We start from the raw sequence: 22,441 nt of genomic DNA, 5'->3' as shown, positions 1-22,441 counted from the left end.
ATCCCGAAACGATGTTTCGGGATTTTTGGTTTATAAATTTGTCCCGTCCAGAAATAAGTTTACGCAAAACTATAATCTATTCTAAGATTGTTTGTTGATATTTGTTATAATTATAGAAAATATGGCTTTATTTATAACGCTTGAAAATGTTTATAGTTTATATAATCTTGATGCTACAAGTAAAGTAGAAGGTATCGTTGTTTTTCATCAACACAATAAGGAAAATCAAAATTACAAAAAACATAGCCGTTTATTTGAAGGTTTATTAATAGGTGTTGTATTAAAAGGATCAATGAAAACTCAAATTCATTTTTCTGAATATGAAGTACAAGAAGGCGATATTGCAATTGTACCTCCACAAATTATGATAGAAACAAAGTCTTTGAGTGAAGATGCAGAAATAGTTACGATAGGGCTTTCTTTAGATTTTATATCAACATTTCCAATCTTAAGAGAGTTTGTAATGAATGATCAGATTCGTTGGCAGCCGATAATTAGGTTGGATCAGGAAGAACTTCTTTTACAGGAAGAACTCATCAAGCTTATTGAAAAAGTATACGACAAGAAACAAAGTAGTCATAAAACAGAAATGCTCAAACATCTTGTGATGAGTTTGATTCATTTGATTACTGAAAAGTATCAGAATGTACCTTCACTTAAAAATCAAACAAAGAATCGAACACATGAAATTATCGATAACTTTTATTCTTTAGTTTCTAAATATGCGCACAAGCAACGAAATGTACAGTTTTATGCAGATAAACTACATTTAAGTACGCAGTATCTTTCGTCTTTTCTGAAACAAAATACTGGAAAATCTACTTTACAATGGATAGATCATGTACTCGTGTTGCATGCAAAAACATTACTCAAATCTTCAAACTTATCGATAAAAGAAATTAGCAATGAATTAGAATTTACAGATACGAGTGTGTTTTGTAGATATTTTAAACGGAATACAGGTATGTCACCAAAGTTATATCGAGAGGAGGAATAATATATTGAGATAATGTTTGTGCTTTAATTTAATCCAAAAAGACCTTAGAAATAGTACTTAAAACCTCTTAAATCGTCAATTATCTGTTTGGCAAGGTTGTCTACTTTTATCCCATGAAAAAAACAGATAAAAAAGCAGCAGTTGGATTTGTATTTATTACACTGTTATTAGATATAATAGGTTGGGGAATCATACTTCCTGTTGTTCCGAAACTGATAAGCGAACTTATTCATAGTGACATTAGTGAAGCAGCAAAATATGGAGGTTGGCTTGGTTTTGCCTATGCATTTACACAATTTGTATTTGCACCTATAGTTGGTAATCTTAGTGATAAATATGGGAGACGTCCGATTTTATTAATCTCTCTTTTTGGTTTTTCTATCGATTATATTTTGTTAGCTCTAGCACCTTCTATAGGATGGTTATTTGTAGGTCGTATTATTGCAGGACTAACTGGAGCTAGCATTTCTACAGCAAGTGCTTATATTGCTGATGTATCAACGGATGAAAACAGAACAAAGAATTTCGGATTAATTGGAGTTGCATTTGGTTTAGGATTTGTAATAGGTCCTGTTTTGGGAGGTTTATTGGGGCATTATGGAGCCAGAGTGCCTTTTTATGTAGCAGCACTATTATGTCTGCTGAATTTCTTCTATGGATATTTTATGCTTCCTGAGAGTTTAGATAAAAGTAAAAGAAGACCGTTTGAGTGGAAGCGTGCAAATCCAATAAGTTCGCTTCAATTTTTATTTAAGCATCCTAAAATTTCTAATCTAGTTTTTGCTTTAGTATTCGTTTATCTTGGACTTCATGCTGTTCAGAGTAATTGGCACTTCTTTACCATGTACATGTTCAATTGGACAGAAAAACTAGTAGGAATTTCTTTAGGAATTTTAGGGTTATGCATTGGGTTAGTACAGGGCGTATTGATTCGATGGAGTGCTCCCAAATTAGGAGAGCAAAAAAGTATCTACTTAGGATTATTATTTTATGGATTAGGACTTTTATTATTTGCTTTTACAAATCAGGGATGGATGATGTTTATTTTCCTAATACCTTATTCTTTAGGTGGAATTTGCGGACCTTCCCTTCAATCTTTAATTAGTAAAAGTATACCTCCGGATCAACAAGGAGAATTACAAGGAGCATTAACAAGTTTAGTAAGTGTAACTTCTATTATTGGACCTCCTCTTATGACTAATTTATTCTATTATTTCACTCATGAACATGCACCTTTTGAGTTTTCAGGCGCTCCATTTTTCGTAGCATCAATATTGATGTTTATAAGTATTGTGTTTATTTATTTTAGTTTTAAAAAAACATAAAAAAAAGGGATCCTAAATAATAGAATCCCTTTCAGCGGAGAGTGAGGGATTCGAACCCCCGGAGGTGTGACCCTCAACAGTTTTCAAGACTGCCGCATTCGACCACTCTGCCAACTCTCCAATAACAGCATCTAGTGCGTTATTGCGAGTGCAAATATATAGAAAGTAAAATGTAAATTCAAAATTAAATTTAAAAAAATACAATCTTTTTATCTAACAATTTCATTCTCTTATAAGTATGTTTTCTTTATTGCTTTTTCTTTAAAACTTAATCAATATAATTAACGAAAACATTTTCGTTAATTAAACTATTTCAGGTTAAACAATTAATTATCAATAAATTTAATGTTATTACATTTTATAATTAGCTATTTATTGTTAACAAAGTGTACTTAATTTCATTTTACGAAAATGTTTTCGTAAAAATACATTTATTAAAAACATCAATTATTATAAGAATTGAACACTTAAATTTCAATATAGTTTAAACAATATATTAAAATCAATTTATTGATTTTCAATTTATTGAATCTAACTTAATCAAACTTGATAAAGATATTAACTTAAAAATAATCATCTACAACAACTTAATTTTAGAAAAAATATTTACGAAATCGTTATAATTGATTACTTTTGTCCAACATTTAATTATAAACACAACAAAAACATTATCTAAAATGAGCAATGTATCGTATGATCAACAACTTACATCATTCAATGAAATGAGTAAAAAGGTTGTTGAGTTCATTAAAATAGTTTCTGACTTATGGTATGATCAATCTATTGAATTGGTAATTTTCCGTAATCAATTGGTTGACAAAAACGTAAGTGATATTGTTAATTTACACCAATATGCTGAAGAATTCGTAGAAAAAAAGATTTCTATTGATGATACTTTAGCTATTGCTAAAGCAATTTCTGAGGCTAAATTACCAGCTTCAAGATTAGATATTGGTAAATTGGCTAAAGAGTATACTTCAGGAAATTACGAGTCTCCTCAGGCTTTTGTTGAAGAAAAATTAGGTGATAGTAGAACAGTAAAAGCTGTTGAACCTAAAGACGTTGTATTGTACGGTTTTGGTCGTATCGGACGTTTATTAGCTCGCGAATTAGCTTCACAAATGGGTAAAGGTCAACAATTAAGATTACGTGCAGTAGTAACTCGTGATAAAAACGATCCTGTTTTGTTAGAGAAACGTGCATCTTTATTACGTCACGATTCTGTTCACGGAGATTTTGATGGAAATGTAATTGCAGATCATGAAAACAACGCTTTAATTATCAATGGAGTTACAGTTACGATGATTTCTGCTGCTCAACCAGAAGATATTGACTATACAGCTTACGGAATCAACAATGCGTTGATTATTGATAATACAGGAGTTTTTAAAGATGACGTGGCTTTAGCTCGTCATTTAAAATCTGTTGGTGCTGATAAAGTTTTATTAACAGCTCCAGGTAAAGGTGTACCGAATATTGTTTATGGTGTTAATCACGAAGAATATAGCCCAGCTGATGTAAATATTTTTTCAGCTGCATCTTGTACTACAAATGCAATTACGCCAATTTTAAAAGTTGTTGAAGATAGTTTAGGAGTTGTGAAAGGTCATTTAGAGACAATTCACGCTTATACAAACGATCAAAACTTAGTGGACAACATGCACAAAAAATACCGTCGTGGACGTGCTGCTGCATTAAATATGGTAATTACTGAGACTGGTGCTGGAAGCGCAGTTGCAAAAGCATTACCAAGTTTAGCAGGTAAATTAACTTCAAATGCAATTCGTGTTCCTGTTCCTAATGGATCTTTAGTTGTATTAAATCTTGAAGTTGGTAAAAATACTTCTGTAGAAGATTTAAATAACATCATGAAAACTGCAGCTTTAGATGGTGAATTAGTAGAGCAAATTAAATATTCATTAAACAATGAATTAGTTTCTTCTGATATCGTAGGAACTTCTGCCCCATCTATTTTTGATAGTAATGCGACAATCGTTTCTGCCGATGGTAAAAATGTTGTAATGTACGTTTGGTACGATAACGAATATGGATATAGCCACCAAGTAATGCGTTTAGCTAAGCATATTGCTGGTGTAAGAAGATATACATACTATTAATAGTATTTTTTCCCTTTATTTAAAACAATCCTTCAACCTTTATTGGTTGGAGGATTTTTTTATTTGATTTGTTCTAGACTTTCTGTAATTGCTTTTTGCAGTATTTCTCCCATTTTACCACATTCTTTGTACGAATCGTTTTTATAAAACTTTGCAAAACCAGTTCTTAGTTGTTCTACATTTTCAGTTTTAGATATAGTATCATTTTTCATGATCTTCATCAAATCTCGAAAACGTTTGTAACTATTCGAAATACGTTTCGAAATTAATGATTTAACTTCTTTACGATATTGATCAACCGAGTTTGGTCGTAAACGATTGTTTACCATCTCAACCATTACTTTGTTTTCTTTAAAATATTGTGGACGATATATTTTTAAATTTCCTTCATAACATTGTTGATCAAAATCAATTGCTCTTATTCGATAAATAACTTGATCAAAATCGTGAATTGGAATCACCACATAATTATATGAACGCATATCCCCCAAAAGCCCAATAAAACATCTTTCATTAAATTTTACAAACTCTTTTGCAATTTGATTTTTCTCTAATTCATTGCATTTATCCAAGTATTTTTTAATAAAAACATCGCCCGGAATTCCTAAAATATGTTCTTCGATTAAAGTGTTTTTATAAACCAAAAAATTGACACGATGTGGAGATAAAATATCTTCTAATTCTAACCCATAAATACGTGAAGCATCTGCTTTTTTAATGTAAAAATTGGTGTAATTATCGTTCAAAATATTTCTAACCCGTATTCTAAATGGCTTCGAATTACCAAACGTGCAATAATCAATAGAGTCCACAACCAAGTAAGGAAGCGAGTCTTCATCTCCGTCCGAATGTAAATAGGTGTAAATCCTGTTCAAACTATCCTGAATTTCCTGATGTTCCGAATCCGAATAATAAACACCTAACCAATGTGTATCATTTCCTTCTTTGTCTTCGAGCGTTACACAGCCAGAAAAACGCATCAAATCTTCGTATTCCAAATTCGCCTTTGTTGTACGATGATATTTTTCTAGATAATGATGCAATTCCTCATTAATTGGATAAATCGGTTTTTTGAATTCTATTTTGACATCTTTCATTTGACGGAAATTAATAAATCATTTTACGAATATACCTCTAAATTAGGCTAAATAATCTTTCTTGGATTAATATTTGCTACTAAATTTAGACAACTAAAACTTTTAAAAATGAATATTCAGGTCAGAAATTTGACGCTTGAAGATTATAGTGATTTAACTGAATCGACAAAAGAGGCATATCATAATCAACTAGGTACTTGGACAGTTGACGAAATAAAAGAATTGTTAGCTCTTTTTCCTCAAGGACAGCTTTGTATTGAGGTTGATGGAAAAGTTGTAGCTTCTGCATTAAGTATTATTGTAAATTCTAAGAAAACCAATCTTGAATCTGACTATGATACAATTACATCGAATGGAAAATTCTTAAAACATGATCCAGAGGGTGATGTAATGTATGGTATTGAAGTTTTTGTTCACCCTAATTACCGTCAACTTCGTTTAGGAAGAAGGTTGTATGATGTACGAAAAGAATTGTGTGAAGAAATGAATCTTAAATCGATTGTTGCGGGCGGTAGAATTCCTCAATATCATAAATATTCTCAAGAACTATCTCCAAGACAATATATAGAAAAGGTAAAAAGTAAAGAAATTTACGATCCGACTTTGGCTTTTCAGATTTCGAATGATTTTAATGTAAAAAAGATCTTGAAAAATTATTTGAAAGATGATAAAGAGTCTTTAGAGTATGCAACCTTGCTACAATGGAATAATATCTATTATGAATCTGAATTAAAGTCAAATTCGCCAACAAAAAGAACAATCCGATTAGGTTTGGTACAATGGCAAATGCGTTTGTTTAATGGTTTGCAAGATTTTTATGATCAAATTGAGTTTTTTGTAAACACGGTAAGTGATTATGGATCAGATTTTATCATGTTTCCAGAGTTTTTCAATTCGCCATTAATGAGTCCGTACAATCACTTGAAAGAAATTGAAGCCATGCATCAATTAGCAACAATGACTGATGATATTGTTAAGAAAATTCAAGAGCTTGCCATCACTTACAACGTCAATATAATTAGTGGTTCTATGCCTCATTTAAAAGACGGTAAATTGTATAATACGTCTTTTTTGTGTCATCGTTCGGGTAAATTAGATTCGTATAGTAAAATTCATATCACACCAAACGAGTTTAAATACTACGCATTGAATGGTGGTGATGAAATAAAAGTATTTGACACTGATTGTGGAAAAGTTGGACTTCTGATTTGTTATGATGTAGAATTCCCTGAGTTAAGTAGAATTCTTGCAGACCAAGGCATGGAAATTCTCTTTGTTCCATTTATGACTGATACGCAAAATGGTTATACACGTGTACGTAGTTGTGCACAAGCCAGAGCGATAGAAAATGAGTGTTATGTTGCTATTGCAGGATCTGTTGGTAATTTACCTCGCGTAAACAACATGGATATTCAGTATTCGCAATCTGCTGTTTTTACACCGTCAGATTTTTCGTTTCCTAATAATGGCGTAAAAGCAGAAGCTACACCAAATGCTGAAATGGTATTAATTGCTGATGTTGATTTGTACTTATTGAAAGAATTACATGAATATGGAACAGTAAAAACCATGAAAGACAGACGTCATGATTTGTATCAAGTAAAAATGATAAAATAAAAAAAACCTCCTTTTTTAGGGAGGTTTTGTTTTAGTTCTTATCCTATTGGTTGGTAAAATAAGAACTGGAAAATCTAACCTCTTTTTAAGTATAGATTTTAGGTTCGGTTAAGTATATATCTTAAAATTTAAATTTCAAACAATAATTTTAAATTTCTTTAAATTTTAACATTAACTAATTACGAATAGTATTTTCTAAAAAGAAGATTTGAATGTAAAATTCGTTGTTTTGATGTTGAACAAATTGATTAAAATAGATTTTTTTTCCGTTTAAAGAAAAATGAGGTATTCCTGTTAACTTATTATTGTTATTTAATGAATCATAGATTATTTTTGAAATTTTATTAGATAAATCAGAAACAAAAATTTTATCATCGGAAAAGAATACAGCGTACTTTCCATCTTTCGAAATATTGAATGGAGAATTAATATTATTTTCTAAAAAAGTATATTGCGTAATATTGGTCGAATTTATTTCTACTCCAAAAATTTGAGTTACTTTATTCAGATCTTCCATTAAAAAATAAATAATATTTCCGCAAGGAGAAGATCGCAGCCAATGCCTAAGGTTGCTAATCCCATTCTCTGTAAAAGTGATTCGCTTCTGAGAAATACATTGCGGAACTTCTGGTAAAGTTGTATTTGTTCCTTTTAAATTATCATTCTTATCAAAATTAATCTGAACAGGTATTGAAACCACGAAAATATCTGTTTGTAATTTTCCGTTTTCATCACGAACATGTCCTTGAAAAGCAATGTTATTTGTTCCGTTTATCCAACATTCATCAAAAGCTTTTTCGATTTCATCACTTCCATTTTTAGCATGGTTTACTACTTTAGATACGATAATAGAAAACATTTTTCCATTATTATTTTCAAAATCATTATCCAAAGGAACTTCTACATCTTTAGGAAACATCATTCCAACAACTCGCTGATCTTTAATAAGAGGATTTTTTTTAGATTCCTCTTCTAAAATATAATCATTGTAGGTAAAACTAATCCACTTTCCGTTCTCGTGCCATGAATGAGAATGTGTACCACCACGAAGCGCACCTGCAGTAAATGGCGAGTAAATGTTTCGTGCATCCATAAAAACGGCTTGATTAGGATAATCAAGTTTAACCGAAACACCAGTTCTTCTTGTTGCTGAATATGGTTTGTTTTCGTCAGAATTTCTGATTCCATGTATGAAAATTACATTATTTTCTTTCGGAGAAAAGGTTGCTGCACCAACTCCAGGACCAAATTTAGATTGATTGTCAGTTGAGTACAATGTAAAAATCTCTAATGTATTTAAATCAATGATTTTTATAAATTGAGTTTCTCCAATTTTAGTATCATCATTTCTCGTGTCAAAAACTAATAAATTCTCGTCAAATGATTCAATCTGATCATGATGCAATGTATGACCGTGATCTTTAAAAGTTAGTTGAGTTGGTATATTAAACAGATTTTTCATGAAGAATTTTGAGTAGTAAAAATAAAAAAAATCCTTCATCTAATGATAAAGGATTTTGAAGCGGAGAGTGAGGGATTCGAACCCCCGGAGGTGTGACCCTCAACAGTTTTCAAGACTGCCGCATTCGACCACTCTGCCAACTCTCCAATAACAACATCTAATGCGTTATTGCGAGTGCAAATATAGAACGATAATTTGAATTACCAAACACTGATTTAAAGTTTTTTTAAACTTAAAAGTTAGTTTATTCAGTATCAAATAAATATTTTATAAATTTCAAGAAACAATCACTAACAAAATCTGAATTACAAAACCTATTGTAAAAAATAAAGCTGCATATTTTAGCAAAGTAAAGCGAAACGTATTATTTAAAATTAGCTTATCAATCAATGGTTTTGATATTTTTTCGTCTAAACTCTTTTCCATTTTTTTATAGAAAATCAACATTATAGCGACAAGCATTACTACAGTTGCAAAAATTAAAGTAGAGCTCATCGAATGATAAAACATCATTCCTGAAACAATCCCAATTATACCTAAAATAAGTTGAGGAATTTTAGCTATCGCTAATCGTATCATAGTTTCAGTACGCTTAAGCCAATCAACGCCTAAAATCTCTGGAGCAGCCATCCAAAATGCTAAAAACTGTAGAACTAACCCTATTATTGTAAATATCTTTATCATTCAGCAAAATAATCAATTATGGTTAAAGATAAAAAAAACCGTTTAAAATAAATTAAACGGCTTTCATATTATTCTTTCTAAAAAGATTATGCTTCCTCTTCTTCGTCTTCTTTCATTGTATGATAAACGTTGTTTACGTCTTCATCTTCATCAAATTTCTCTAACAATTTCTCGATGTCGGCTTTTTGTTCTTCTGTTAATTCTTTTGTAGTTTGTGGAATTCTTTCAAACTCAGAAGAAATAATCTCATAACCACCTTCTTCTAATGATTTATAGATTGTTCCATAATTTTCGAAAGGAGCAATTAATACAATTCCATCTTCGTCTTCAAAAATTTCTTCTACTCCAAAATCAATCATTTCAAATTCTAATTCTTCCATATCAACACCTTCTGGTTTCTGAATTTTGAAGTTAGAAATATGATCAAACATAAATTCTACAGATCCTTGCGTACCTAATTGTCCGTTACATTTACTGAAATATGAACGTACATTAGCTACTGTTCTGTTATTATTATTTGTAGAAGTTTCAACTAAAACAGCAATTCCGTGCGGTCCGTAACCTTCGAAAATAATTTCTTTATAGTTTTCGGTATTTTTATCAGATGCCTTTTTGATTGCACGTTCGATGTTATCTTTCGGCATATTTACCGCTTTAGCATTCTGAATTACAGCACGAAGGTGAGAATTTGAATGCGGATCTGGTCCGCCAGCTTTTACCGCCATTACGATATCTTTCCCAATTCTTGTAAACGCTTTAGACATTGCCGCCCAACGTTTCATTTTACGCCCTTTTCTAAATTCAAAAGCTCTTCCCATTGATACTTAATTTTATGGTGCAAATTTATTCATAAAACGAAAAAAATCCAAGAACTATGTCTTGGATTTTTAAGTTGTTATTATTTTAGATTAATTATTTCAATCCGTGGTATTTTAACATTGGTTCAATAGATGGATTTTTACCTCTAAAATTTTTGTAAATCACATTCAAATCATCCGAATTTCCTTGAGAAAATACTTTATCTCTCAAAATCTGACCATTTTTACGTGTCATTCCTCCATTTTCTATAGTCCATTCATAAGCGTCATGATCTAACATTTCTGCCCAGATATACGCAAAATAACCTGCTGCGTATCCTCCTCCAAAAATATGGCTAAAATATGTAGAACGATAACGTGGCGGAACTTGAGATAGATTTGTTTTATTATCAATCAACGCTTGTTTTTCAAATGCATTAACATCTGTAATTGCTTGATCATCAGAAACTGTATGCCAAGACAGATCTAAACTTGCAGCCGACAACAACTCCGTTAAAGTGTAACCTTTATTAAAATTTGATGCTTTTTTCATTTTAGCTACTAAAGCATCTGGAATTGTTTCTCCTGTTTTATAGTGTTTTGCATAACTTTTTAACACAGAAGGCTCTGTTGCAAAATGCTCATGAAACTGAGATGGAAACTCAACAAAATCTCTCGAAACACTTGTTCCAGAAAGTGAAGGATATTTCTGATTTGCAAAGAAACCATGTAAAGCATGACCAAACTCGTGAAAAGTTGTAATCACATCATCATACGAAATTAACGCAGGTTGTCCGTTAGCTGGTTTTGTATAATTTCCGACATTATATATAACAGGTTTTGTACCAAATAAATGAGATTGCTCTACGATATTGCTCATCCAAGCTCCCCCTTGTTTAGAATCTCTTTTGAAGTAATCTGTGTAAAATAATCCCAATTGCGATCCATCTTCATTAAATAATTCATACACTTTTACATCTTCGTGCCAAGTCGGAATATCAGTACGTTTTTTGAACGTAATTCCATACAATTTTGTAGCCATATCAAAAATACCATTCTCTACAACTGAGTCTAAAACAAAATATTGTTTCATCTCGTTCTCATCCAAATCATATTTTTCTTTGCGTACTTTTTCAGCATAATAATTCCAATCAGCTGCAGTTAATGTATTTGACGGATTCTCTTTCTTCGCTAAAGCTTCAAATTCTTTTGCATCTTTTTGAGCCATTGCTGTTGCAGCCGGAATCATTTGATTTAAAATACCTTTTGCCGCAGTTGGAGTTTTTGCCATTTGATCCTGCAAATTCCATTCTGCATAATTTTTATAACCTAACAATTTCGCTTTTTCAGCACGTTTTTTAACTAAAGCTAAAATCGTAGCACGCGTATCGTTTTCGTCATTTTTTTCTGTTCTAATCCAAGCAGCATCAAATAATTTTTTACGAGAAGCTGCATTGGTCATATTTTGTAATTCAGGTTGTTGCGTTGTATTCAATAAACTAATTAAATATGTACCATCTGCTTGCTTGAAAGCTTCTAAATCAGCATCACTCAATCCAGCTAATTCAGCTTTTGTAAATGTAATACCTCCAGATTTTGTACCTTTCAGTAATTGATTAGAAAATTTTGTTTCTAACGAAGCAATTTCTCCATTCAATTTCTCTAACTGAGATTTTTGCTCTTTAGATAAATTAGCTCCAGCTAATTCAAATCGTTGATAGTAAACATCTAATAAACGAGATGACTCTTTATCTAAATTCAATGATTTTTTATTGTCATGTAAAGTTTTTACACGCTGAAATAATTTATCATTCAAGTAAATTGCATCGCTATGCGCTGCAAATTTAGGTGACATCTCCTCCTCTACTTCTTGTAAAGTTTCGTTGGTATTTGCACCAGTCAATAAACCAAAAACATGATTAACTCTTGTTAATAATTGCCCAGACTTTTCCATTTCTACCAACGTATTTTCAAAAGTTGGCGCAGCAGAATTATTAGCTATTTTATTGATTTCGACTAATTGCTCAGCCATCCCTTGCAATAAAGCTGGTTTGAAATCTTCATTTTTAATTTTTGAGAAATCAGCAGTGTGGTAAGGCAATTTGCTAACTTCAAAAAAAGGATTTTTATCGTTCCACATACTATTTGTTGACTTTTGACTGCATGATGTGGCTAATATTGAAGAACCAACCATCATTCCGAAAAAAAGTTTTTTATTAAACATTTTATTATTTTTTGACCTAACGAAGTTAAAACTTAAATCTCGAAGTTTCAATTTTATATTTTAAAAACACATAATCAATTAGTAAACAAACAATTAAATCGCAAAATAAGAACATTTGATAAGTTTTGTACGAAGTAGATATAATTTTTAGTTGAAAAAATAAAGAATTACATACATTTGCTGCTGTTTAAAAACAAGTAAAAACCTATGTATTTGCCAATTAGACTAAAAAATATATACATTATCTCAATATTTATTCTAACATGCCAAAATAGTTTCTCTCAAACTACGCAAGATTTTAATAAACTTTACGAAAATACAGCTAATTTAATCGATCAAGATAATTACAAAAAAGCATTTGATCAAGCATTAACACTAGAATCAATTGGATCTGACAATAATGACAATACTCAACTTACGCAAGCTGATTATTTGTTAGCTAAAATATACAAAAAGCAAGAAAACTACTTACAGACAATAAAATATGCTACAAAATCTATTGAAGCTGCTAAAAAAGAAGATGATATAGAATATGAGATCAAATCAAGTGAGCTATTGGCTTGGGGTTATGTTTACATTGGTTTTTTAGATGAAGCTAAAGAGGTTTTAGACCATATAGATAATTTATTATCAAAATATAACGGAAAACATAAACACTTTTTTAATTACAAGAAATTATATCGTGAAGCTTCTTTGATGAAAAGAAAAGAGGAAAAACCAAAACAAATTCTTCAGATTTATTTTCAAGCACTGAAAGAAATCAATCAATATCCTTTCAAGAAAGAGTATCAAAAAAATGAAAACTTCCTATCGCTTTACAACAACATAGGATTAATTTATAAGGATATTAATGTTGATTCCTCATTTGTTTATTTTCAGAAAGCGTATCAATTTAGAGATAATTTTGATGAAAGAGGAAAAGCAAATTTAGATACCAATATTGCTTCCTATTATGTCTCAAAAAATAAAAACCAAGAAGCAATCGATCTTTTATCTCAGTCAATTCCTACTTTAATAAAAAGTGATCATAAATTTTTAACTTCAGAAAGCTATAAAGTTCTCTCTGATGCATATAAAAATGAAAACAATCAAATAAAAAGCTTAGAATACAACACGCTATATTTAACATATAAAGATAGCTTAAATCTTAAGCGCAATCAATCCGTTAATGAAGCGGTAGAATATGTAAAAAAACTGAACAAAGAAAATCAAAACAATAAAGAGAATACGACTTACATTTATATAGGATTAGGTCTTATTCTACTAATTGTGCTTGTCTTGATTTTTAAAAATAATAAACGCAAAAGTTAATTAAAAACTTATAATTGGTTAACTTTGGAAAAGAGTGAGTAATCGCTCTTTTTTAATACCTAAAATAATTTACCTTGTACTTAGATTTAGACGAAATAAAATACCTGCTTGCAGAAAGCATAGAGCCACTTCCGTCATGGGACTCTCATCAAAAACTTTCTCCACCATATCGCCAAAAATATGATTTAGAATTCATCAAACGAACTAATCCAAAAACTGCGTCTGTGATGATTTTGTTATATCAAAACGAATTTGGAGAAATTCAATTCCCTGTTACAATGCGTGTTTCATATGATGGCACACATTCGCATCAATTTTCTCTACCAGGAGGTCAATTTGAAGAACAAGATATTAGTTTTGATGAAACTGCTGTCCGCGAAACGGTTGAAGAATTAGGAGTTGACTACGAAAACATTGAAGTGATTAAGCAGTTAAGTGAAATATATATTCCGCCAAGTAACTTTTTAGTGTATCCATACATTGGTATTTACCATGGCGAACCAAACTTTCAGCCAGATGAACGAGAAGTACAATATGTTATTCCATTAGATCTGGAAGCTTTTATGAATGCTGATCACGAAGTTTTTGAACGAGAATTCTCAGGTCAAACTGTTGAAATACCTGGTTATAATATTGGGGACGAAGAATTTCTTTGGGGCGCAACAGCAATGATTTTAGAAGAATTTAAAGATTATCTAAAAATCGTATTAAATTTGTAACTTAAATAATTAAGAACTCGTGTCTCAAAAAGCAAAGAAAAAGAACGCATTTCGCGATTCATTTGGACATTTATATTTCCTAAAAAGAACTTTGATTTTCTTGTTAGGATCTTTTACATATAACCGTTACAATGGTTTTAACAAACTAAAAGTAACAGGTACAAAAAACTTGGTCAATTTACCATCACAAAATGTATTATTTGTTTCGAATCATCAAACTTATTTTGCAGATGTTTTTGCGATGTATCACGTTTTTTGCAGTGTAAAAAATGGTTTTACTGATACTATCAAAAATCCTATTTATTTACTTAATCCTAAGATTGATTTTTATTACGTTGCCGCTGAGGAAACAATGAAAGATAATCTATTGACAAAACTTTTTGCTTACACAGGAGCTGTTACCGTAAAAAGAACATGGCGTGCAAAAGGCGAAAATGTAAATAGAAAAGTTGACTTAAACGAATTAAATAACATTGATATTGCGTTACAAAGCGGATGGGTTGTTACTTTTCCACAAGGAACTACGACTGCATTTGCGCCTGGTCGTCGAGGAACTGCGCATTTAATCAAAAAAAATAAACCAATTGTAATTCCAGTTGTAATTGATGGCTTTCGTAGAGCTTTTGACAAAAAAGGTTTGCGTATTAAGAAGCGTGGTATTAACGCTACAATGACTTTTAAAGAACCATTAGAAATTGATTACGATAATGAGTCTAGCGATGCTATTATGCAGAGAATCATGAATGCAATTGAGCAATCGCCTGAGTTTAATAAAGTTCGTCCAGTTGATGAAATCCTTGCAGAAAATCGTGAAAAATCTTTGGACGATTATCTTAACGAAGATGACGAGGAAGAGTTTGACGATTTCGAAGAGATGGGTTACGACGAGGAAAATAAAAAAGATTAAAAGAATACAACATACAAAATGAAAAAAGTTCATTTTATTGCAATTGGTGGTAGTGCTATGCACAATTTAGCAATTGCTTTACACGAAAAAGGATATCAAGTTACAGGTTCTGATGATGCAATTTTTGAACCTTCAAGAACTCGTTTACAACTTCGTAGAATTTTACCAGAAGAAATGGGTTGGTTTCCTGAGAAAATTACTGAAGATTTGGATGCTGTAATTTTAGGAATGCATGCTCATGCTGATAATCCTGAAATGTTACGTGCGCAAGAATTGGGAATTAAAATCTATTCGTATCCAGAATATTTGTACGAACAATCAAAAGATAAAACGCGTGTTGTAATTGGTGGCTCTCACGGGAAAACAACGATTACATCAATGATTTTACACGTTTTACATTACCATAATATTGACGTTGATTATATGGTTGGCGCACAATTAGATGGTTTTGATGTAATGGTAAAGTTAACTGACGAAAACGAATTTATGATTATGGAAGGTGACGAATATCTATCTTCTGCATTAGATCGTCGCTCAAAATTCTTATTGTATCAACCAAATATTGCATTAATTTCGGGTATTGCTTGGGATCATATCAATGTTTTCCCAACGTTTGCAGATTACACTTCTCAATTCTCAAAATTTGTAGAATCTATCGTTCCTGGTGGAGCTTTAATTTACAACGAAACTGACGAAGAAGTCGTAAAAGTTGTAAATGAAACAGAAAAAGCAATGAAAAAATTCCCGTATCAATTACCTGAACATTTTATTGATAATGGAATTACCTATATCGAAACTGAAGACGGCCCAATTCCGTTAGAAGTATTTGGTAATCACAATTTAATGAATTTAGAAGGAGCTCGTGCTATTTGTAAACAATTAGGTGTTATGGATGATGATTTTAACGAAGCAATCCAATCATTTAAAGGTGCATCAAAACGTTTAGAATTAATTAATCGTACTTCAGATTTTGTTGCATACAAAGATTTTGCACATGCTCCAAGTAAAGTAACTTCAGTTACAAACGCAGTGAAAGAGCAATATACTGACAAAACAGTTGTGGGATGTTTAGAAATACATACCTATTCGTCTTTAAATCCTGAGTTTTTAGTACAATACAAAGGTGCTTTGGACAAAGCTGATATCAAAATTGTAATGTATAGCCCAGAAGCTTTAGAGATAAAACGAATGGAAATGATTTCGCCAGAGGATATTAAAAAAGCGTTTGGAGACGAATCTATTTTAGTTTTTACAAATGGTGAACAACTGAAGGAATATATCGAGAGTTTAGATAAAAAAGATAAAGTATTTTTGATGATGAGTTCGGGTAATTTCGGAGGAATTAATTTGAACGAATTATTTAAAGCATAAAAAAAATCCACTTAGTTAAACTGAGTGGATTTTTTATGTAATATAAATACTATTCATAAAAAAAGAGAACTTCTTTTAATTGGTTCTCTTTTATTTTATCATCAGATCAATATAAAGCGTTGTTTAATTTTACTTCTTTTCAATATTAGTAAACTTAAGAACTATTTTAAACTTTTTTTTTCGGAACTATTAATTTTTAAAAACATTTTAATCTCGAATGAAAAAACAGAGATGATACCATTTTATAGCAATACAATACTCTACTCACTTTTGAAGGCGCATCGTCTAATATCACCTCAGTTTTTCACACTAGAAAATTATAGTGACCCTTTTGATATCAACAAATTTGCAAATAAAAATGCGCTAAAAAAGTTTTAAATGTAGTTTTATGATGTTTAAAACGGAAGTTATTGCTGTGATTTTCTAAATTTCGTGGGACTCATTTTCAAATGCTTTTTAAAAAAATTACCAAACGAGTATTGATCAGAGAAATTTAACTCATGCGAAATCTCAGAAATTGTCTTTGTAGTTTCTCCCAAAAGTATTTTCGCTTCCTTTATAACAGCTGTACTAATCAACTCTTTTGTCGTTCTTCCTGTGATTGATTTACAACATTCTGTCAAATATCTTACAGTAATATTAAGTTGATTTGCATAAAATTTTGCATCACGATTATTTCTGTAATGAAGATTTAAATCTGTTAAAAACAAATTAACAATTTCGTCTTTTCGTGTCCCTTCTCGTACAATAATCGTTTGTTGTTTAGACAGTTCACTAAACGCTGTATAGACAATAGCATAAAATAAATTGTACTGAATATAACGCACAAACTTGGTAGATTTTTCTTGCAAACGCAGCTTTAATTGTAGCAACAACTCCACTAAAGAAGAAAATTCTTGTTCATTAAAATTATAAACATTAATTCTATTTGGACTGAAAAAATGATTGTATTCTTTTCCACTCAAATCAATAATCGACGTGTCTAAAATTTTCTTTGTTAAAGCAAGATTCAATAATCTAACATCATCAGATTTTTCTTTTAGTTGATAAATCTTATCAGGTTCTGGAAAAAAAATATCATGAGATTTTAAAACGATTTCATGTTCATTTTGCAGAATTTTCAGACTTCCTTTGATCACAAAAATAGTCTGGATCAATTCTTTCTTGAAATAAGATTCTTTATCAATCATTTCAAAAAACTCTACTTCATTAAAAACATTAAAATCTTCCATTAATCGATTATTTCGTTTGTATTAATTTGAAACAAATTTTAATCCAATTATCGAACAAATAAGTGTTGTTAAGAAGAATACTCTCCAAAAACTTGCTGGTTCTTTAAAAATAAAAATCCCTACCAAAACAGTTCCTACAGCTCCAATTCCTGTCCAAACTGCATAAGCAGTACCAATTGGTAATTCTTGCGTTGCTTTGACCAACAAAATCATACTTATTGTTAAAAATACTAGAAACCCTCCGTACCATAAATATGTATCATTACCAGAAGCTTCTTTTGCTTTACCTAAACAAGATGCAAAACCAACTTCACATAAACCTGCAATAATCAATATAAACCAATTCATAAATTGTGAGATAAAAATTACAATAGATAATAAAAAAGCTACAAAACTGTAGCCTTTTTATCTTATTATTGTTATTATTTAATAATTATTTTCCAAAACTATCACTAAATTCTACTTGCCCTTTGATATGAACTTCGCTCCAAGTTTTTGAAACACCATCCGCACCTTTGTGCAATTCTAAACAAGCCTGATTTAATGCTTCTAAAGCTTTTCCTGCATTAAAATCCATTAAATCTACAACTGCATCTATTGTATAAATATTGTTCTCAAAAGTAGATTTTACCTCATATTCTTTTGAAGTATTATTTAGAGTTAAATTTAAAAATGTTTTTCCTTCTCGGAAATGTAACTGACCTTTAATTTCAGTTGTGTTTGTCATTGATCCAAACAAAATATCTTTCAATTTTTGATCACGATCAATATTATCCGAATTAATCGTTGGTATCGATGCTAAAATATCAGCTCCTTCCAAAACTTGTTGTGGCGTTTTTCCATCTTCTTTCGCATTTTTTACCAAAACAACATCAAAATGTCCTGTTACAGCAACCTTTTCTGTCGTTTTATAAGCCGTCCACTCTACTCCAGACTTACGAATTACACCTTCTACAATCTCCGAAGGTTCTTCTACAGTAGGATTCTGTACAGTATTTTCGTGTGGAGTTTCTACTTTTTCTTCTGCTTTATTGTTGCAACTAGATAAAGACATTGCTAAGCAGACAGCAATTGCCATATTTAATTTTTTCATTAGTATCTTTTATCGTGCAAAAATACAACAAGCAAAATCGAATACATAATTGATTTATAACATATTCTAAAAAAACTTATCTTTGCTAAATGATTAAGAATCTGCTAAATACTTGTTTGATTATCATTTGTTTACCTTTTATTTTAGGATATGAGATATATTGTTCTTTAGTAAAATACAGAAAATAATTGGTTAACTTCGCTCATAAATTAAGGCAAAAAATGAGCGAAAGAATTATCGGAATTATGGGCGCTATACCACAAGAAATAAATGGTGTAGTTAGCTTATTATCAAATAAAAAAGAATATAAAATAGGTAAAAGAAACTATTTTACTGGCGAATTAAACAACCAAAAAGTTGTCGTAGTTTACTCAAGAATTGGTAAAGTTGCTGCTGCTACAACTGTTTCTACATTAATTTTAGAATTTAAGATTACAGCATTAATTTTCACAGGAGTTGCGGGCGGAATTCATCCAAATGTAAAAATTGGAGACATTGTTTTAGGTCAAAGCTTAATTCAGCACGATATGAATGCGCAACCTTTATTTCCTGCTTATGAAATTCCACTATTAGGAAAAGCGTATTTTGAAGCTGAACAATCACAAATAGATGTTGCTACTTCAGCAATTTTAGAATTATTAGAACAACAACATTTACACAATGTTATTTCTGAACAAGATTTAAATAAATTTAATATTCATCAACCTCAACTACACGTTGGATTAATTGGTTCAGGAGATTTATTTTTCTCCACAAACTCTCAAAAAGAAAAATTACAACAAAATTTACCCGAAATTCTTTGTGTAGAAATGGAAGGAGCTGCTGTTGCACAAGTTTGTTATGAATTTAGGATTCCTTTTACGGTTATCAGAACGATTTCTGATGATGCAGATGATCATTCGACTGTTGATTTCAATAGTTTTATTGAGAAGATTTCAAATGTATATTCAATAGAAATTATCAAAAACCTCATCAAGTAAAAGTCCTTAATAAAGGGCTTTTTTTGATGGTCACATTAATAAATCAATCATAGAATTGATGTATTGTCTTTTCTATTAAAATAATATGGAAAAAATTGTGGGGAGAGCAGGATTCGAACCTGCGAAGGTGAAACCAACGGATTTACAGTCCGTCCTCGTTGGCCGCTTGAGTATCTCCCCAACCTAATAAAGTATTCTTCAAAAAAGAGAGCCGATGGAGGGATTCGAACCCACGACCTGCTGATTACAAATCAGCTGCTCTGGCCAACTGAGCTACATCGGCTTGTTATTTTTGTTTTGAAAGTAAAATATAAACTTTTTGGAGCCGATGGAGGGATTCGAACCCACGACCTGCTGATTACAAATCAGCTGCTCTGGCCAACTGAGCTACATCGGCAATATTGTGGGGAGAGCAGGATTCGAACCTGCGAAGGTGAAACCAACGGATTTACAGTCCGTCCTCGTTGGCCGCTTGAGTATCTCCCCGCCTTATATTTTCGCTGAGCCGATGGAGGGATTCGAACCCACGACCTGCTGATTACAAATCAGCTGCTCTGGCCAACTGAGCTACATCGGCAAAAATATTTCTTTTTTGAAATGTCAAATTGAAAACAAGAACATTTAAACATTTGTTATTAGCTGTTCCTTTTTCGTGGTGCAATATTAGGGCAGTTTTTCGAATCTCGCAAATGTTTTTTCAAAAAAAAGTAGAAGTTTTCACTATTTTTTTACTTCAATTTTGAAAATCAGAATTTTAGATTTCAAAAAAAATTAAAACTTTTTTTCAATAAAACATAAAAAGATAATATTCTATTTACATAAGAGTCGCTAAATTTGTGGTCAATTAATATTAAATGCACCTTTTTATACAGATAATACAACTTTTCGGATCAATTGCTTTATTTATTTTCGCCATCAAATTACTTAGCGAAAATTTACAAGCTTTATCTGGATCAAATTTTAAACGCACCTTAAATAAACTTACCAAGAATAATTTTTCTACAATTGTAACTGGGACATTTTTTACAACTGCAATACAATCATCTTCTGCTGCAAGTGTGTTTATATTAGGATTTGTGAACGCTGGATTGATTAACCTGAGAAAAGCTTTTGGCTTAATCTTAGGTGCAAATATCGGAACTACACTTACATTGTGGTTGGTTTATTTTGGAATGAAGTTCGATTTAGTTCAAATCGCTTTACCAATGATTTTGGTCGCTTTTCCTTTTTATCTATCAAAAAAGAGAAATCAACGCAAAATTGGGGGAATTTTATTTTCACTTTCTCTATTATTTCTTGCTTTGTATTTTCTTAAAATATTTTTACCATCAATAGAAAATCATCCTGGTGTTCAAGATTTTTTTACTCATTTAGCTAATTATGGTCTATTAACCAATATATTATTCATTGTTTTTGGAATAATCTTAACAATTATCGTCCATTTCTCTACAGCTTCCATTACAATTGCCGTTTTATTGGCAAGTAAAGGTTTACCGATAGAATTGGCAGCGATGATTGTCTTAGGAGCAAATATCGGAACTACTTTTACCGCACATTTAGTTGCTGCAATAGGCGATAAATACACAAAAGTTGTTGCTGCATTTCATACTTTTTTTAATGTTATTGTAGCTATCATTTTTTTATTCTTAGGAAATTTACTTTTAAAGTTTATTGGCACTAATATCTCATCTAACCTTGCAGTACAATTAATTACATTTGATACGATTACCAATATTTTTGGCGTTTTATTATTTTTTCCATTTACAAACAAACTAGCATTCTATTGTCAGAAAAAATACTTTTCTACACGACAAGCTGATAAAAAATTAGAATTTTACGCTATTCCATTTGGTACAAATTCGGATCTATATAAAAACGAAGCCAACAAAAAACTTCTAAAATTAGCTACAACAACCAAACAGACGATTTATACACTTGGACGAATGATTACTGAAAGTGATGAAGAAAAGATTTTGGTTTTCCGTGAGCGAATTTTAGAACTTGAAAAAGAAGGTGATCAATTAGAGCGCGAAGTAAACGAGTTTTTGAATGAAATTGCTGATTTAGATTTACCAAACGAAAACACATTGGCTATTCATCAGTTAATTACACTTTGTCATCACTTAGAAAGTGTGGGCGATATTGCCATTAAAATTTCGTCTATACATCGTCGTCGTAGAATGACTAATAGTTATTTTACTCCTAAAATGCGTTCGTACTTAGTCGATTTTCAAGATAATTTGGATCAGACAACACGTATTTTAAATCAAAACTTAAACGAAACACAAGAAGAAGTTTCGAGTAAACAAGCTGAATTTATTGAGAAAACGATCAATACAATTTACAAAGAAGCCGAAGCTAATTTGATGAAAACCATCGAAAAAGAAAAGCTTTTGACTACAAGTGCGCTTTTCTACAAAGATTTGATTCAGAATTACGAAATTCTTGGCGATCATATCTATAAAGCTAACGTAACAATTGTTAAGCTAAAAAATCAGTAGATTTATT

General features: G+C 31.0%; 18 protein-coding genes and 7 tRNA genes. 10 read left to right on the top strand and 15 right to left on the bottom strand.

Going from position 1 to position 22,441, the window contains the following annotated elements; translation table 11 throughout:
• Positions 1–121: 121 nt before the first annotated feature.
• Positions 122–997, top strand: coding sequence for a helix-turn-helix domain-containing protein (locus tag QHG34_RS02805; protein WP_282628626.1), 876 nt, complete (start codon positions 122–124; stop codon positions 995–997).
• A 113-nt stretch (positions 998–1,110) separates the two neighbouring features.
• Positions 1,111–2,322 (top strand): TCR/Tet family MFS transporter, encoded by a 1,212-nt coding sequence (locus QHG34_RS02800; protein ID WP_282628625.1) that lies wholly within the window; start codon positions 1,111–1,113, stop codon positions 2,320–2,322.
• Positions 2,323–2,357: 35 nt separating this feature from the next.
• Here QHG34_RS02800 and QHG34_RS02795 read toward each other — a convergent pair.
• Positions 2,358–2,442: transfer RNA gene (locus QHG34_RS02795), tRNA-Ser, on the bottom strand.
• A 557-nt stretch (positions 2,443–2,999) separates the two neighbouring features.
• On the opposite strand from QHG34_RS02795, the gene QHG34_RS02790 reads away from it, so the two are divergent.
• Positions 3,000–4,439 (top strand): glyceraldehyde-3-phosphate dehydrogenase, encoded by a 1,440-nt coding sequence (locus QHG34_RS02790; protein WP_282628624.1) that lies wholly within the window; start codon positions 3,000–3,002, stop codon positions 4,437–4,439.
• 59 nt (positions 4,440–4,498) lie between these two features.
• On the opposite strand, the gene QHG34_RS02785 is transcribed toward QHG34_RS02790, so the two are convergent.
• Complete coding sequence (locus tag QHG34_RS02785) at positions 4,499–5,536, bottom strand: hypothetical protein (protein ID WP_282628623.1); 1,038 nt, start codon at positions 5,534–5,536, stop codon at positions 4,499–4,501.
• Positions 5,537–5,644: 108 nt separating this feature from the next.
• On the opposite strand from QHG34_RS02785, the gene QHG34_RS02780 reads away from it, so the two are divergent.
• On the top strand, positions 5,645–7,153 hold the full coding sequence (locus tag QHG34_RS02780) for a carbon-nitrogen hydrolase family protein (protein WP_282628622.1): 1,509 nt from the start codon (positions 5,645–5,647) through the stop codon (positions 7,151–7,153).
• Positions 7,154–7,328: 175 nt separating this feature from the next.
• Here QHG34_RS02780 and QHG34_RS02775 read toward each other — a convergent pair whose 3' ends face one another.
• From QHG34_RS02775 to QHG34_RS02755, 5 genes are all read right to left on the bottom strand, one after another.
• A complete protein-coding gene (locus tag QHG34_RS02775) occupies positions 7,329–8,615 on the bottom strand; it encodes a DUF3748 domain-containing protein (RefSeq protein WP_282628621.1) in 1,287 nt (428 codons plus the stop codon).
• A 61-nt stretch (positions 8,616–8,676) separates the two neighbouring features.
• A tRNA-Ser gene (locus QHG34_RS02770) sits at positions 8,677–8,761 on the bottom strand.
• Positions 8,762–8,891: 130 nt separating this feature from the next.
• Complete coding sequence (locus QHG34_RS02765; RefSeq protein ID WP_282628620.1) at positions 8,892–9,299, bottom strand: hypothetical protein; 408 nt, start codon at positions 9,297–9,299, stop codon at positions 8,892–8,894.
• A gap of 86 nt (positions 9,300–9,385) precedes the next feature.
• Positions 9,386–10,117 (bottom strand): YebC/PmpR family DNA-binding transcriptional regulator, encoded by a 732-nt coding sequence (locus QHG34_RS02760; protein ID WP_282628618.1) that lies wholly within the window; start codon positions 10,115–10,117, stop codon positions 9,386–9,388.
• A 94-nt stretch (positions 10,118–10,211) separates the two neighbouring features.
• Complete coding sequence (locus QHG34_RS02755; RefSeq protein WP_282628617.1) at positions 10,212–12,320, bottom strand: M3 family metallopeptidase; 2,109 nt, start codon at positions 12,318–12,320, stop codon at positions 10,212–10,214.
• 213 nt (positions 12,321–12,533) lie between these two features.
• Here QHG34_RS02755 and QHG34_RS02750 point away from each other — a divergent pair, with 213 nt between their 5' ends.
• From QHG34_RS02750 to QHG34_RS02735, 4 genes are all read left to right on the top strand, one after another.
• Positions 12,534–13,631, top strand: coding sequence for a hypothetical protein (locus QHG34_RS02750; RefSeq protein ID WP_282628615.1), 1,098 nt, complete (start codon positions 12,534–12,536; stop codon positions 13,629–13,631).
• Positions 13,632–13,705: 74 nt separating this feature from the next.
• Positions 13,706–14,350 carry an NUDIX hydrolase gene (locus QHG34_RS02745; protein WP_282628614.1) on the top strand — a complete coding sequence of 215 codons (645 nt, stop codon included), beginning with the start codon at positions 13,706–13,708 and terminating at the stop codon, positions 14,348–14,350.
• Between the two features lie 19 nt (positions 14,351–14,369).
• Entirely contained in the window at positions 14,370–15,257 is an 888-nt protein-coding gene (locus tag QHG34_RS02740; protein WP_282628613.1) for a lysophospholipid acyltransferase family protein, read from the top strand.
• 18 nt (positions 15,258–15,275) lie between these two features.
• The gene (locus QHG34_RS02735; RefSeq protein WP_282628612.1) at positions 15,276–16,628 is read left to right on the top strand and encodes a UDP-N-acetylmuramate--L-alanine ligase; all 1,353 of its coding nucleotides are present in this window, start codon (positions 15,276–15,278) and stop codon (positions 16,626–16,628) included.
• 407 nt (positions 16,629–17,035) lie between these two features.
• Here QHG34_RS02735 and QHG34_RS02730 read toward each other — a convergent pair whose 3' ends face one another.
• The 3 genes from QHG34_RS02730 to QHG34_RS02720 form a co-directional block, all read right to left on the bottom strand.
• Positions 17,036–17,860 (bottom strand): helix-turn-helix domain-containing protein, encoded by an 825-nt coding sequence (locus QHG34_RS02730; protein ID WP_282628611.1) that lies wholly within the window; start codon positions 17,858–17,860, stop codon positions 17,036–17,038.
• A 21-nt stretch (positions 17,861–17,881) separates the two neighbouring features.
• Positions 17,882–18,208: a DMT family transporter gene (locus QHG34_RS02725; protein ID WP_282628610.1), complete on the bottom strand. Its 327-nt coding sequence runs from the start codon at positions 18,206–18,208 to the stop codon at positions 17,882–17,884.
• A gap of 85 nt (positions 18,209–18,293) precedes the next feature.
• Positions 18,294–18,953 carry a hypothetical protein gene (locus QHG34_RS02720; protein ID WP_282628609.1) on the bottom strand — a complete coding sequence of 220 codons (660 nt, stop codon included), beginning with the start codon at positions 18,951–18,953 and terminating at the stop codon, positions 18,294–18,296.
• Positions 18,954–19,174: 221 nt separating this feature from the next.
• Between QHG34_RS02720 and QHG34_RS02715 the strand changes: the two genes are divergently transcribed.
• Entirely contained in the window at positions 19,175–19,933 is a 759-nt protein-coding gene (locus QHG34_RS02715; RefSeq protein WP_282628608.1) for a 5'-methylthioadenosine/adenosylhomocysteine nucleosidase, read from the top strand.
• A 98-nt stretch (positions 19,934–20,031) separates the two neighbouring features.
• Here the strand turns inward: QHG34_RS02715 and QHG34_RS02710 are convergent.
• From QHG34_RS02710 to QHG34_RS02690, 5 genes are all read right to left on the bottom strand, one after another.
• Positions 20,032–20,113 (bottom strand) — tRNA-Tyr (locus tag QHG34_RS02710).
• Positions 20,114–20,142: 29 nt separating this feature from the next.
• Positions 20,143–20,216, bottom strand: a tRNA-Thr gene (locus tag QHG34_RS02705).
• Positions 20,217–20,253: 37 nt separating this feature from the next.
• Positions 20,254–20,330, bottom strand: a tRNA-Thr gene (locus QHG34_RS02700).
• 7 nt (positions 20,331–20,337) lie between these two features.
• A tRNA-Tyr gene (locus tag QHG34_RS02695) sits at positions 20,338–20,419 on the bottom strand.
• Positions 20,420–20,436: 17 nt separating this feature from the next.
• Positions 20,437–20,510: transfer RNA gene (locus QHG34_RS02690), tRNA-Thr, on the bottom strand.
• A 277-nt stretch (positions 20,511–20,787) separates the two neighbouring features.
• Between QHG34_RS02690 and QHG34_RS02685 the strand changes: the two genes are divergently transcribed.
• Entirely contained in the window at positions 20,788–22,434 is a 1,647-nt protein-coding gene (locus tag QHG34_RS02685) for a Na/Pi cotransporter family protein (protein WP_282628607.1), read from the top strand.
• The last annotated feature ends 7 nt before the right edge of the window (positions 22,435–22,441 follow it).

This window comes from Empedobacter sedimenti, from assembly GCF_030005555.1.
In the GTDB taxonomy this organism is placed as follows: Bacteria; Bacteroidota; Bacteroidia; order Flavobacteriales; family Weeksellaceae; genus Empedobacter; species Empedobacter sedimenti.
This window is presented reverse-complemented; position numbering and strand designations above follow the sequence as displayed.